Source organism: Kitasatospora sp. NPDC094016 (assembly GCF_040304045.1).
Taxonomy (GTDB): Bacteria; Actinomycetota; Actinomycetes; order Streptomycetales; family Streptomycetaceae; genus Kitasatospora.
In genome coordinates, this window is sequence record NZ_JBEOUK010000014.1 from 157,183 (window position 1) to 170,661 (window position 13,479).

The following is a 13,479-nucleotide window of genomic DNA, read 5'->3' on the forward strand; positions in this document are numbered from 1 at the left end:
GGACGCATCGGCCTCCTCGCCCACATCGACGTCAGGCCGCGCGCCCCCCTGATACCCGGGCGGATACAAACCCGCGGCCCCACCCCCGTCCGGCGACGACGCCCCGCACGGAACTCCCGTACGGGGCGGCGGCGGCCGGCCGATCAGCCCTTGACCGACCCGGCGGTCAGGCCCTGGGCCAGGTAGCGCTGGAGGAACTGGTAGACGACGATCACCGGCAGCGAGGTCACCAGCGCCCCGGCCGCGAACAGCCCGTAGTTCTGGTCCTGCTGGCCGGAGATGATCCCGTAGAGGCCGACCGCGACGGTCTTGGAGTCGTTCGAGGTCAGGAAGATGTTCGCCAGGATCACGTCGTTGAGCGCGGCGGTCAGCGACAGGATCGAGATGACCACCAGCATCGGCGCGGCGAGCGGCAGGATCAGCCGGAAGAAGATCTGCGCGTGCCCGGCGCCGTCCACCTTGGCGGCCTCGTCGATCTCGCGCGGGATGGTGTCCAGGTAGCCCTTCATCAGCCAGGTGTTCACCCCCATCGCGCCGCCGAGGTAGACCAGCACCAGGCCCCACGGGGTGTCCAGGCCGATCGCCGGCAGGACGTCCCCGATCTTGGCGAACATCAGGTAGAGCGAGATCACCGCGAGGAACTGCGGGAACATCTGCACCAGGAAGACCGCCATCAGCCCGATCCGCCGGCCCCGGAAGCGGAACCGCGAGAAGGCGTACGCGGCCAGCACCCCGAGCAGCACGTTCAGCACCGCGAAGGTGCCGCAGACCAGCGCCGTGTTCCCCAGCCACCGGGCGAAGGGGTACTGCCCGCTGGTGAACAGCGCGGTGAAGTTGGCGAGCGAGGCGTGCCGGGGCAGCAGCGTGGACGACTGGAGCGTGCCGAGCGGGTTCAGCGCCGCGGACAGCACGAACAGCAGCGGGAACAGCGCGAAGCAGACGGCGAGCACGGCGATCAGGTGCCGCCAGCCGAAACGGCGCAGCCAGCGGACGACAGCGCGGGCAACGGGGGCAGTGGTGGCGGTCATGCGTTCAGCTCCTCCAGGGCGCGGGTGCGGCGGAAGCCCACCAGCGTGATCAGGCCGACCAGCAGGAAGATGACGATGGACAGCGCGGCGGCGAAGCCGTACTGCGCGCCCTGCCCGCCGAAGGCCAGCCGGTAGGTGTAGCTGATCAGGATGTCGGTGGATCCGGCCGTGCCACCCGCGCCGTCGAACGGCCCACCGCCGGTGAGCAGTTGGATCGCGTTGAAGTTGTTGAAGTTGAAGGCGAAGGACGAGATCAGCACCGGCGCGGCGGCGACCAGCAGCAGCGGGAAGGTGACCGCCCGGAACGCCGTCCACGGCCCGGCGCCGTCGATCCGGGCGGCCTCGTTGAGTTCGGCGGGCATCGCCTGCAGCACGCCCGTACAGATCAGCAGCATGTTGGGGAACCCGAGCCAGAGGCTGGTGAGCAGCACCGCGAACCGGGCGTTCCAGGCGTCGCCCAGCCAGTCGACCCTGGCGTGCAGCAGTTGGTTGAGCAGCCCGAAGTCCCGGTTGTACATGCTCTGCCAGATCAGGATGCCGATGAACGCGGGCATCGCGTACGGCAGCAGCATCAGCGAGCGGTAGACCCGCTGCCCGCGCAGCCGCGGGTGGTGCAGGGTGAGCGCGAGGCCGAGGCCGAGGGCGAAGGACGCGCCGGTGGAGAGCAGGGCGAAGCCGAAGGTCCAGGCGAGGACGCCGAGGAAGGGCCCGCGGATGGCGGGGCTGGTGAGCACGGCGGTGAAGTTGGCGAAGCCGACGGTGCGGTGCCAGCCGGTGGGCAGGGTCCGCCCGGAGTCGTCGGCGGCGGTGAACCGGCCGCCGCGGGGCTGGTAGACGGTGTGGTCTCGGGTGTCGGTCAGGGTGTCGGCCTGCCGGTCGTACACCAGGGTGGGCCGTGCCGCGGTGGCCATCGAGAGGCCCTGGCTGACGATGAACCCGCCGTCCACCGGCACCCGGAGGTCCGTCAGCTCGCCGGACCGGCCGTTGACCTGGCCGAAGGTGAGCAGCTTCAGCCCGGGGGCGGTCTTCACCCGGCCGTCCGGCCCGGTCACCGTCCCGGCGGGGGCGGGGGCCAGGCCGCGCGCGGTGCCGGCCGAGACCTGCCCGGTGTCCGGGTCGGTGAGCAGCAGCACCAGCGAGCCGCCGTCCGGGCCGGTGGCGATGGTGAGCGCGTACGAGGGGCTGCCGGGAGCGGGCTCGACGGAGTGCTCGACGAGGCTGCGCACCGCCTGGTCCTTGGTGAGCAGGTGGCCGTCGCCGTAGTCGGTGAAGGAGACCGCGACGATGTACAGCACGGGGTAGGCCACGAAGGCCAGGAAGAGCGCGGTGGCGGGCAGCAGGTACTTGGCGGGCAGCCGGCGCGGCGACAGGTAGATCCAGAACGTCGCGCCGACGGCCGCGGCCAGTACGCCGAGCGCGGCCCACTGCCCGTCGTCGTAGAGCCTGGGCGCCGCGTAGAGGGCGAGGGCGGCGACGCCGGCCAGCAGGGCGATCTTCACCAGCTGCGCGGTGGCGGCGCCCGCCCGGCGGGGCGGGCGGGCGGGAGGGCGGTCCGGGGCACCGGCGGACCGGTCGGCCGGGCGCCTGCTGTCCTGAAGGGTGGGGGAGGTCATGGGTGGGTCCCTGGTCCGGAGGGCGCCCGGCGGTGGTGGCCGTCCGGGTGTCGGCGCGTGCGGGGGGGTCGGCACGCGAGGGCCCGGCGGGCGGGCCCGACGGGTGTTCAGTGCGCGGGGCCGAGGGCGGCGCGGATCGCGTCGCCGGCCTGCCGCATGGTCGCGGCCGGGTCGGCACCGGCCACGATGCTGGCCTCGGCCTGGCCGAGCGGCCCCCAGATCGCGTTCATCGCGGGGATCGTCGGCAGCGGCTGGCCGCCCGCCCCGGCCGCCGCGAAGGAGCCGATGTCCGGGTCGTTCGCGGACGCCTCGGCGAGTGCGGAGGTCAGCGCGGGCGGCTCCGGCGAGGCCCGGTAGAGCGCCAGCTGGCCCTCCTCGCCGCCGATCTCGCGCAGCAGGAACTCCTGGGCCAGCGGCAGGTTCCTGGCCTTGGCGGAGAGGTAGAAGCTCTGCACCCCGATGAACGGGCGGGCCGGGCCCTTGCCCGCCCACCCGGGCACGGCCGAGATCGCGTAGGGCACCCCGGCCTGCTTGAGCTGGCCGAGCGCCCACGGTCCGGCCACCAGGAACGGCGTCCTGCGCCCGGTGAACAGCGCGATGGCGTTGGTGTCCACCGAACGGTTGAACAGCCCGGCACCCTTCTCGCCGTACTGCTTGAAGAGTTCGCCGGCCGCGATCGAGCCGGGGCCGCCGACCCCGAGGTCGGCGGTGTCGTAGCCGCCGTCCGCCTTGGCGCCGAACAGGTAGCCGCCGGCCGAGGTGAACAGCGGCTGCAGGGCGTACGCGTTGCCCTGCTGGCCGATCGGCAGGGCGAGCGGGATGTCGCTCTTCCCGGCCTTGACGGCGTCCTGCCCGGTGGCGGCCAGGTCCTCGAAGGTGCCGGGGGCGTCCGGCGCGAGCTCGGTGTTGCGGAACAGCACCAGGTTCTCGGTCGCGTACGGCAGCCCGTACGGCCGGCCGTCGTAGCTGACGGCCTCCATCGCGGCGGGCTGGAACCGGGCCTTCTGCGCCTGCGTCAGCGGCACGGGCGCGACGACGCCGTTCTGCACCAGGTTGCCCAGCCAGTCGGAGGCGCCGACCACCAGGTCCGGCCCCTTGCCCGCGTTGGTGGCCGAGACGTAGGCCTGCTGGGTGTTGACGGACTGCGGGGCGACGGTGACCTTGACGCCGTGCTCCTTGCCGAACCGGTCGGCGAGCGGCTGCAGGGCGGCGGCCTGCTGGGTCTGCGCCCAGATCACCAGGTCACCCTCCGGGCCGGCGATCGGCGGGGCGGTCATCGAGTCCCCCGCCGCCGCCCCGCTCCCGGACGGGGCGGCGGCGGGCGGGGCGCCGGCGGGCGAGGTGCCGCCGCAGGCCGTGACCAGCAGGGCGAGGACGCCGAGAGCGGCGTGTCTGCGGTGGCGCATCGTCCGAGACTCCTTCGTCTGGGAGGGGAGGGGCCGGAGCCCCGGGAAGGGCCGGGGCCCCGAGGAGGGGCGGCGGGTCAGATGCCGTCCACCGGCCGGTGCCAGCGGTCGACGGTGAGGTCGAGACGGGTGTCGCGCTCGACCGTCAGCGGGTGCATCACCCGCAGGCCGTCCTCGTCGACGGCGTCCAGGCCCCAGCCGCGCGAGATGCCGCCGTCGAAGCCGGTGCCGCGCGGGACGGCGATCCGGCCGCGGAAGCGCCCGGGGCCGTCGGGGCGGCAGGGCAGCGGGCCGAACATCACCGGCGCGTCACCCGGGGTGCCGTCCGGGACGGTGACGACCACCTCCAGGACGGGCCGCGCGGGCAGTTCGGGCGCCACCTCGATCTCGGAGTGCGCGGCCAGGCCGTGCGCCCGGACGGTCAGCGCGGTGCGCCCGGTGGCCAGCGGGCGCAGCAGCCCGTGCGGCGAGACGGCCGCGACCTCGGGCCGCTCCACCCGGTAGCCGGCCTCCAGGGCGGTGTACCGCACGCCGTCGGCCCGGACGGCGACCGGGTTGACGGCGCTCCAGGTCTCGTCGGGGGCGAGCCGCAGCCGCTCGGCGGCGCTGAGCGAGACGACCGGCGAGGGGGCGCCGAACAGGTGCAGCAGCGCGTGCCGGGAGCGGGGTCGCCAGGCGTCCTCGTGGTGCGGCGCGGCCGGGTCCTCGTAGTAGAGGAGGTCGGCGCCGGAGGTGTAGCCGGCCTCGTCGAGCAACTGGACGGCCAGCTCGCGGGCGGGCCTGGCCATGATCAGGCCCTCCCGGCCGCCGATGTCCAGCCAGAGCCGGCGCGGGCCGCGTCGCCGGTAGCGCTCGTGGACGACCTTCTCGCCGAGGTCGGCCGGGTCGACGTGGGTGAGGAACGGCGAGAGGACGGCGGCCAGGCCGAAGACCTCGGGGCGGCGGAAGGCCATGTGGTAGGCGACCAGGCCGCCCATCGAGGAGCCCATCACCGCGGTGTGCTCGGGCCCGGTCCTGGTCCGGTAGCGGGCGTCGACGAACGGCTTGACCTCGTCGGCGAGGAACGCCTCGTAGCGGTGCCCCTTGAGCGGGGTGCCGGGCGTGCGCCAGTACTCGGCGACGTGCGAGTACTCGGTGCCGCGCTCGACGCCGGCGTTGGGCACGCCGACCGCGATCAGCTCGGGGATCAGGCCCTCGGCGTACAGCTGCTCCAGCGTCCGGTCCAGCGCCCAGGTGGGCCGCTGCCCCTGGTCGAAGACCTGCTGGCCGTCCTGGAGGTAGAGCACCGGGTAGTCGGCGTCCGGGTCGTCGTCGTAGCCGGGCGGCAGGTGGACGAGCAACTCGCGCTCGTTGCCGAGCGGTTCGGAGCGGAAGCCGGGGATGCGCTCGATCCGGCCGCGGCGCACGGCGGCCCCGGCGGTCCCCGTGGTGCGCACGGCGCTCATCGGGCCACCGACCAGACGTGCACGGCCGGGCCCTCGGCGGGCAGGTCGCGGCCGGGGACGAGCTGGGGCCCGCCGAGCAGGTGGGTGGCGTGCCACTCGCCGGCCACCGGCGGGTGGTCGGCCCGGCTGATCTGCACCAGGATCCGCTCCCGCTCGTCCTCGCGCTCGAACAGCAGGACGTCGCGCTCGGCGAGCAGCCAGCGCAGCCCGCCACCGCTGAGCGCGCTGTGGCTGCGGCGCAGCCGGATCAGCTCGCGGTAGGTGCGGTAGGTGTGCCGGTCCCAGGCGGACTCGTCCCAGGGGAACGGCTTGCGGCCCTCCTCCAGGCCCTCGCCCTCGACGCCGACCTCGTCGCCGGAGAACACCATCGGGGTGCCGGGCAGGGTGAACAGCAGGGCCGCGCCCAGCAGTTGGCGCTCGGGGCCGGCGAAGCTGCGGAACCTGGCGGTGTCGTGCGAGTCCAGCAGGGTGAGGTTGTGCACCCGGCTGCGCCAGGGCAGGGCGGCGCCGAACGCCGTCATCACGGCCCGCACCTGGGCGCCGCCGTAGTCGGGGATCGGCCCGGGCACCGCCCAGAAGTCCTTCTGGTCGTGCCGCTCGGCGAGCCAGGACCACACCGGGCGGGTGAAGCCCGCGTAGCTCATGGTGCCCTGCCAGCCGTCGCCCTTGAGGGTGAGCGAGGCGTCGTGCTGGTGCTCGGCGAGCAGGACGGCGTCGGGGTTGGCGGCCCGGACGGTGGCCGCGGTGGTGGTGGCGACCTGCTGGTTGAGCTCCACCTCGCCGCGCCGGCCGGCCATCTGCGCCACGTCGACCCGCCAGCCGTCCAGGTGGAACGGCGCCTTGAGGTACTTGGCGATCACCGAGTCGGGGCCCTCGTAGAGGCGGCGGCGCAGTTCGGGCGAGCGGTGGTCGAAGGTCGGCAGGGTGCGCACGCCGAGGAAGGTGGCGTAGTCGTCCGGGCCGCCTTCGCCGAAGAAGTAGAAGCCGGCCTCGGGGCTGTGCGGGTCCTGCTGCGCGGTGCGGAACCAGTCGTGATCGCTGCCGGAGTGGTTGAGCGTGATGTCGCCGATGACCTTGATGCCGCGCCGGTGGGCCTCGGCGGTGAGCGCGACGAGCGCCTCGTCGCCGCCGAGCGCGGGGTCGACGCGGTCGAAGGAGACGGCGTCGTAGCGGTGGTTGGAGCGGCCCTCGAAGAAGGGGGTGAGGTAGATGACGGTGGCGCCGAGGCGCTGGATGTGGTCGATCCTGCGGGCCACGCCCCAGAGGTCGCCGCCGTACATCTGCTGGAGGGCGGCGGCGTCGCCGGTGTGCAGCGGGGTGTCCCAGTCGGCGGGGCGGGCCCAGGCGGCGAGGGGTGCGTCGCCGGCGCGGGCGTAGCGGTCCGGGAAGATCTGGTAGACCACGGCGTCGGCGGTCCAGGCGGGCGGGGCCGGGTGGGTGGTGAGGCGGAAGTCGGTGGCGTCGGGCAGGTCGTGGTCGTGCAGGCCGGCGGCGGTGAGCCAGCGCCCGCCGTCGGGGGTGTGCAGCCAGAACCGGTAGTTCATCTCCGGGTTGACCATCGTCAGGCGGGCCCGCCACCAGGTCGCGTCGGCGTCGGCGCGCCCGGGCACCGGTACGGCGGCCTCGAAGTGCGGTTCGCCGTCGGGGACGGAGCGCAGGAAGACCCGTTCCACCTCCTGTCCGGCCGGGATCCGGACCAGCAGGTCGACCTGCTGCCCGAGCCGGGGGGCGAGGTCGCCGACGTACCGCGCGGAGCCGTCGTGGTGCGGCTGGTGGCGGGCGGCGAGGCGGTGGCTGCGGGCCGTGTCCATGGAGCTCCTCGGTCGGGTGAACAGGCTGATGGAGGGCGGCGTTCCGCTTACCGGGGCCGACGAGGGAACCGTAACGGCGATGAAACCGTTGCGCAATACGTTGCTAAGATTGTTTCATCGGCCTCGTCGGCCCACGTCCGGGGATTTGTAAGATGCAGGCTCGACCAGGTCGGGAGGACCAATTGAGCGGCCCGTCACTACGGGACATCGCCGCCCGGGCAGGCGTCAGCGCCGCCTCGGTGAGCAGGGTGATCAACGACCGGCCGGGCGTCTCCGACGACACCCGCCTCAAGGTCGCCGAGGCCATGCGCGAACTCGGCTGGCAGCCCGACCAGGGCTACGACCCGCACCAGGGCGCACTGATCGGCATCGTCGTCCCCGAGCTCGACAACCCGGTCTTCCCGCTGCTCGCCTCCGCCATCGAGGTGCAGCTCGCCAAGCACGGCCTGACCGCCGTGGTCGGCACCTCCACCCGGCAGGGCACCGCCGAGCTGGGCTACATCGACGTCCTGCTCCGCAAGGGCGTGTCCGGACTGGTCCTGGTCTCCGGCCGGCACGCCAACCCGCACGCCGACCACGGCTTCTACCGGCTGCTGCACGAGCGCGGCATCCCGATGGTGCTGGTCAGCGGCAAGGTCGAGGGCCTGGCCGTGCCCACGGTCGCCACCGACGAGGCGATCGGCGCCCGGATCGCCGTCGCCCACCTGCGCGAACTCGGCCACCGCCGGATCGGCCTGGCCGGCGGCCAGGGCTACCTGCGCCCCTCCCTCAACCGGCTGGACGGCTACCGGCGGGCGATGCGCGAACTGCTCGGCGAGGACGCCCCCGCCGACTGGTACGCCGAGTCCTCGTACTCGATCGCCGGCGGCGCCGCGGCCGCCCGCCAGCTGCTCGACGCGGGCGTCACCGCGGTCATCGCCGGCAGCGACCTGATGGCCCTCGGCGTCGCCCAGGCCGCCCGCGAGGCGGGCCGCTCGGTGCCCGGCGACCTCTCCGTGGTCGGCTACGACGACTGCTACCTGGCCGCCCACAGCAACCCGCCGCTGACCACCGTGCGCCAGCCGATCCAGGAGATGGGCGCGGCGGTCGCCGAGGCCCTGTGGCGCCAGCTGGAGGGACACGGCGGGCAGGCCCGGGACTACCTGTTCACTCCGGAGCTGGTCGCCCGCGAGTCCACCGGCCGGGCACCCGGCTGACGGGCCACGACCGGCCGAGCGCGACCGGCGGCGTCAGGAGCGGGAGCGCACCCGACGGGGACTCAAGAGCGGGAACGACAAGGGCCGGGACGCCCGTCGCGCCCCGGCCCTCGGCGGTCCGTCAGTCGTTCGCCACGGTCGCGTACCGCGCGGTGCCCTCGGCCATCTGCTTCAGCGCGTCCTTGCGGTCCCGCTTCGACAGCTTGTCGATGTAGAGGGTGCCGAACAGGTGGTCGGTCTCGTGCTGCAGGCAGCGGGCGAAGAAGCCGGTGCCCTCGACCCGGATCGGCCGGCCGTCCTTGTCCACGCCGGTCACCGCCGCGTACTCCGGGCGGGGCAGCTCGGCGTACGCGCCCGGCACCGACAGGCAGCCCTCGTTGCTGTCGTCCAGCACCCGCCGGCGGTCCGCCGGGTACTCCTCCAGCTTCGGGTTGATCACGTGGCCGATGTGGCGCACGCCCTCGTCGTCCGGGCAGTCGTAGACGAAGACCTTCAGGTCCACGCCGATCTGATTGGCCGCCAGGCCCACGCCCTCGGCCGCGTACATCGACTGGAACATGTCGTCGATCAACGCGGACAGCTCACCGTCGAACGCGGTGACGTCCTTGACCTCGCGGTGCAGGACCGGGTTGCCCACCACGGTGATCGGGCGGGCGGTGCCCTTGGAGAGGTCCGGCTGCTCGCCGACCACCTTCAGCGGGGCCTCGTCGGCCGCCGACTCCTGGTCATGGTCGTGGTCGTGCTGGTGGTCCTGCTGCTCCGCCATCGCTGCTTATCCGCTTCCGCTTCCGAGAATGGTCCAGGTATTCGGCTCTCGCCGGGTACACCGCTCAAGGGTAAGCGGCGCGCTCAACAGACTTCTTCCAGATCGCGGTACGCCCGCGTGCCGGGCGAGGCCGCGGCCCAGCGGTCCAGCAGCGAGCGGACCAGCAGCGCGGGCGCGGCGATCCCGCACTCCCGCTCCACCAACCAGGACATCCCGGCGTCCCCGCCCTGGCTGAGGTGGCTGAGGTGTCCGGGGTGCGCGGCGTCGCCGTCGTCGTGCGGGTCGTGGTGGGCGGTGTTCCCGTCGTCCGTGGCCATCCGGCTCTCCGAGCAGGCCCGGCAGAGCAGCCGCACCGAGGACGTCCAGTCCTCCGCCGCGTAGCCGGCGTCCGCGACCACCCGCTCCAGCGCGTCCCGGTCCCCCGCCGTGGCGGCCTGGAGCAGCACCACGTAGGTCGGCACCGGGGACGGCGCCCACAGCTCGATCTCGTCGAACACCGGGTAGGCGACCCCGTCGGTGACCCGCTCGCCGTGCGGGGCGCCGTCGTGCAGCACCACCTCGCCCCAGCGGCGGCCGGAGGACGGCAGCGGGATGGACAGCACCTCGATCCGGGCCGGGTCCAGCCGGCGGCCCCACACCACCTCGGACTCGCCGTCCGGGGAGAGCCGCACCGGGGTGGTGCCGAGGTCCAGGCTGACCGGGCCGTCCTGCTGCCCGCCCGGGCCGCCGGGCAGCTTCAGCCCGTACGCCTGCCAGGCGCGGCGGGCCAGCGGCCAGTCCTGCAGGGCGGTCGCGGTGATGCCGAGGTTCCACCAGTCGGGGGCGCCGTGCTCGCGGTCCAGCAGGGCGACGGCCCGCAGTCCGGCCGAGCGGGCCTGCTCCCAGTCCCGGCGGAACTTGTGCAGCAGGGCGAGGTTGAACCAGGAGTCGGACAGCCAGGGCTCCAGGTCGGCGGCCATCACCAGCAGCGCGCCGGCGTCCTCGTAGCGGCCGTCGCCGATCAGCGTGAAGGCCCGGTCGGTCGTCTGCCGCCAGGTGGCGGACGGCCGGTGCCGTGCCCGGTGGAAGATCCTCACGTTCGTCCCTGCCGTCGTCGTCCGCTCAAGTCCCGTACCGCCGCGTCCGGATCCACTTCCGCGGGGGTCCGGGGCACGGTGCCCCGGGTCGGTGTTCCACGCTACGACCGCATCCAACCACGCCCGCCCCCGCCCGCGCTCCCCACCGCCGAGGTTGGGGCCGCCCCTACCCAGCCTGCCCGCCCGGCCGCCCCGCCTCAACCCCGGCGCAGGCCCGCCGGTCGGCGGCGCTCCGCCGGAGCCCGGGTCAGCCCCCGGACTCAAGCCCGCGCCCGCACCCGCCCGAGCCCTAGCCCTAGCCGCCCACCCGGGCCAGCGCGTCCACCACCCGGGCGTCGTACAGCCGGCCGCGCCCCAGCCGCAGCACCTCCAGCGCCTCCAGCCGGCCCGCCGCCTCGCCGACCCCGCGGCCGCGGGCCGCCGTCAGCAGGTCGTCGTGGGCGTTGGCCACCCGGATGATCCGGGCCGCCAGCGGCACCGCGCCGTCCCCGCCGGCCGTGCCGAGCACCGGATCGGCCAGCCGGGCGACCTGCTCGGCGACCTGCCGGGGCACCCCGGTGCGGCGGATCACCTCGCTGCCCAGCCGGGCGATCCGCTGCTGCTCGGCGCAGGGCAGCAGCGCGGTCGCGCCGTCCGGCACCGGCTCGACCAGCGACAGCTGGCCCACGTCGTGCATCAGCGCCGCGTACTCCAGCAGGGCGAGTTCCCGGGTGCCCAGCCCCAGCTCGCGCCCCAGCGCGCACGCCGTGTCCGCGACCCGGCGGGCGTGCCCGTGCGGGGTGTAGCCGGCCACCTCGGTGGCCCGGGCCAGGCTGGCGATGGTCTGCCCGGTGGTGGCCCGCACGGCCGCGGCCCGCCGGAAGGACACCTGGGCGAGCAGCAGCGGGGTGCAGAACAGCGGCAGCGCCCACAGCCCGACCTCGCCGGCCGCCAGGCTGACCAGCATCCCGGTGGCGACGATCGCCGAGCCGATCCCGAACAGCGAGCGCAGCTCGTCCTCCAGCGCCGCCGGGAACCGCAGCCCGCCCTCCAGACCCGCCGCCGACCGGCGCAGCAGCGCCGCCAGGGTCGCGTCGCAGAGCGCGGCCAGCGCGGCGACGGCGGTCAGGAACGCCCCGTACGCCGGGCCCTCGGGCGAGAAGCGGTCGACCAGTCCGCCGTTGTAGAGCGGCTGGAAGACGGCGGCGGCGAAGCCGACCCCGAGCAGCCGGCGGGCGGCGCTGTCCCGCCGGGCCGGGTCGGCCCAGGGCGGGCGCCGGTGCGAGCGGCCGGTGCGGGCCCGCCGGACCGGGCCCGGCCGACCCCGGCCCGGGCGGCACGCCCTGAGCCAGGGCAGCGCGAGGCCGGGCAGCCAGGCCAGCAGCAGGCCGACGCCGGTCACCGCGACCACCTGGAGCATCCCGTGCGCGGTGGGCACCCCGCGCAGCGGCCCGAGCAGGGCGTACGCCAGGGCGCCGGCCGCGCCGATCGGCGCCTGCTCGCGGTCGCCCGGAAGGGTGATCCGCACGCACTCGCCGAGCGCGATCAGCGCCGTGAACGCCAGCGCGACCCGCGCCCCGGCCACCCCGCGCAGCGCGACCGCGCCCACCGCGAACACCAGCAGCGCGGCCGCCGCCGCGTGCACCACGCGGGCCTCCCGGCCGACCGCGGTCACGGCTGCCCGGCCGTGGGGACGCTCCCGCCCTGCGCGGGCACCCGGCCGGGCGCCGCCCGGGCCGGCTCGGGCACCCCGAGCGGAATGTCGGGGACGGCCCGGATGCCGTCCCCGGGCGGCGGCAGCACCGGCTGCCAGTCGTGCCCGGCCAGCGCGTCGATCAGCGCCCGGACCATCACCGGGTCGAACTGGCTGCCCGAGCAGCGCTCCAGCTCCGCCACGGCCTCGGCGACCGGGCGGCCGCGCCGGTAGGAGCGGGTGGAGGTCATCGAGTCGAAGGCGTCGGCGACCGAGATGATCCGGGCGAACTCGGGGATCTGCTCGCCGACCAGCCCGCTCGGGTAACCCCGGCCGTCCATCCGCTCGTGGTGGTGCAGGATCCCGGCGTGCGCCTCGCCGAGGAAGGCGATCCCGCGCACCAGCTCGTACCCGTACACGGGGTGGATCTCGACGGCCCGCCGCTCCGCCTCGCTGAGGGGACCGTTTCTGCGCAGCAACTCGGTGGCCACGCCCAGCTTGCCGACGTCGTGCAGGATCCCCGCGAAGCGCAGGGTGCGCAGCCGCTCGGCCTCCATCCCGAGCTGACCGGCGATCAGCACCGATGCCCGGCCGACCCGTTCGCTGTGCCCGCGGGTGTACGAGTCCTTGATCTCCACGGCCTGCACCAGCGACTGCACGGTGGCCTGGTGGGCGTCCCGCTCGCGCTGCCCCTGGGCGAACACCCAGGCCGAGATCGACAGCGGCAGCAGCGCCAGCAGCGCCGCGAACGCCCCGTACGGGCCCTGCCAGAGCACGGCCACCATCAGCCCGCCGGCCGCGTGCACCAGCACCGGCAGCCCGCACACCGCGACCGCCCCGCGCAGCAGCACGACGGGCCGGCGGTCCTCCGCGAGCATCAGCATCGCGCCCACCAGCACCCCGTTGACCAGGCAGAACGTGACGACGGCGGCGAAGCCGGGCAGCAGCGCGGCCGGGAAGCGGGAGCCGAGCAGCAGTTGCGGCCCGTGCAGCAGGTGGAAGGCGGCCGCGGAGGCGAAGGCGCACAGCGCGAGCTGGGAGCCGTTCCACAGCCGGCGGGTCCGGCAGTCGCGCCCGGCCGGGCCGCCGAGCACCGCGGCGGGCACCGCGACCAGCGCGGCGGCGGCCGGCGGCAGCATCAGCACGCCGGCGAACAGCACCGGGAAGAAGGCGTTGACCCCGGGGCGGGAGAGCGCCCGCTCGGGCGGCGGCGGGCGGCGCAGCAGCCGGCGGACCAGACGCAGGCAGGGCGTCGGCAGGCCCTGGGCCAGCGACTCCCAGCAGCCGTGCAGGAAGGCCAGCAGCCCGACCTTGGGCCAGTCCACCGGGGCGCCGAGCCAGCGCGGGACCGCGGGCGGCACACCCGTCGGCAGCAGCGGCAGCAGGCAGCACAGCGCCGCCACCGGGACGGCCACCAGGTAGCGCATCGCCCCCTCCGGCAGGGCCGCGTCTTCGCCGTCGACAGC

General features: G+C 74.9%; 10 protein-coding genes. 1 reads left to right on the top strand and 9 read right to left on the bottom strand.

Features of this window, described 5'->3' with window-relative positions:
• Window positions 1-143: 143 nt before the first annotated feature.
• The 5 genes from ABT015_RS16260 to ABT015_RS16280 all read right to left on the bottom strand — a co-directional run bounded on the left by ABT015_RS16260 (window position 144) and on the right by ABT015_RS16280 (window position 7,303).
• Window positions 144-1,028 (bottom strand): sugar ABC transporter permease, encoded by an 885-nt coding sequence (locus ABT015_RS16260; RefSeq protein WP_350879681.1) that lies wholly within the window; start codon window positions 1,026-1,028, stop codon window positions 144-146.
• A complete protein-coding gene (locus ABT015_RS16265) occupies window positions 1,025-2,641 on the bottom strand; it encodes an ABC transporter permease subunit (protein ID WP_350879682.1) in 1,617 nt (538 codons plus the stop codon). The genes ABT015_RS16260 and ABT015_RS16265 overlap by 4 nt, the downstream gene beginning before the upstream one ends.
• 107 nt (window positions 2,642-2,748) lie before the next feature.
• Window positions 2,749-4,047 carry a sugar ABC transporter substrate-binding protein gene (locus ABT015_RS16270; protein WP_350879683.1) on the bottom strand — a complete coding sequence of 433 codons (1,299 nt, stop codon included), beginning with the start codon at window positions 4,045-4,047 and terminating at the stop codon, window positions 2,749-2,751.
• A gap of 77 nt (window positions 4,048-4,124) precedes the next feature.
• Entirely contained in the window at window positions 4,125-5,483 is a 1,359-nt protein-coding gene (locus tag ABT015_RS16275; protein WP_350879684.1) for an alpha/beta hydrolase, read from the bottom strand.
• Window positions 5,484-5,488: 5 nt separating this feature from the next.
• Window positions 5,489-7,303: a glycoside hydrolase family 13 protein gene (locus tag ABT015_RS16280; protein ID WP_350879685.1), complete on the bottom strand. Its 1,815-nt coding sequence runs from the start codon at window positions 7,301-7,303 to the stop codon at window positions 5,489-5,491.
• Window positions 7,304-7,485: 182 nt separating this feature from the next.
• Here ABT015_RS16280 and ABT015_RS16285 point away from each other — a divergent pair, with 182 nt between their 5' ends.
• Window positions 7,486-8,499 carry a LacI family DNA-binding transcriptional regulator gene (locus tag ABT015_RS16285; protein ID WP_350879686.1) on the top strand — a complete coding sequence of 338 codons (1,014 nt, stop codon included), beginning with the start codon at window positions 7,486-7,488 and terminating at the stop codon, window positions 8,497-8,499.
• Between the two features lie 121 nt (window positions 8,500-8,620).
• On the opposite strand, the gene def is transcribed toward ABT015_RS16285, so the two are convergent.
• The 4 genes from def to ABT015_RS16305 all read right to left on the bottom strand — a co-directional run bounded on the left by def (window position 8,621) and on the right by ABT015_RS16305 (window position 13,440).
• Window positions 8,621-9,265, bottom strand: coding sequence for a peptide deformylase (gene def / locus ABT015_RS16290; RefSeq protein ID WP_350879687.1), 645 nt, complete (start codon window positions 9,263-9,265; stop codon window positions 8,621-8,623).
• Window positions 9,266-9,348: 83 nt separating this feature from the next.
• The gene (locus ABT015_RS16295; protein WP_350879688.1) at window positions 9,349-10,341 is read right to left on the bottom strand and encodes a tetratricopeptide repeat protein; all 993 of its coding nucleotides are present in this window, start codon (window positions 10,339-10,341) and stop codon (window positions 9,349-9,351) included.
• Window positions 10,342-10,636: 295 nt separating this feature from the next.
• Entirely contained in the window at window positions 10,637-11,995 is a 1,359-nt protein-coding gene (locus ABT015_RS16300; RefSeq protein WP_350879689.1) for an HD-GYP domain-containing protein, read from the bottom strand.
• Entirely contained in the window at window positions 11,992-13,440 is a 1,449-nt protein-coding gene (locus ABT015_RS16305) for an HD-GYP domain-containing protein (RefSeq protein WP_350879690.1), read from the bottom strand. The genes ABT015_RS16300 and ABT015_RS16305 overlap by 4 nt, the downstream gene beginning before the upstream one ends.
• Window positions 13,441-13,479 lie beyond the last annotated feature (39 nt).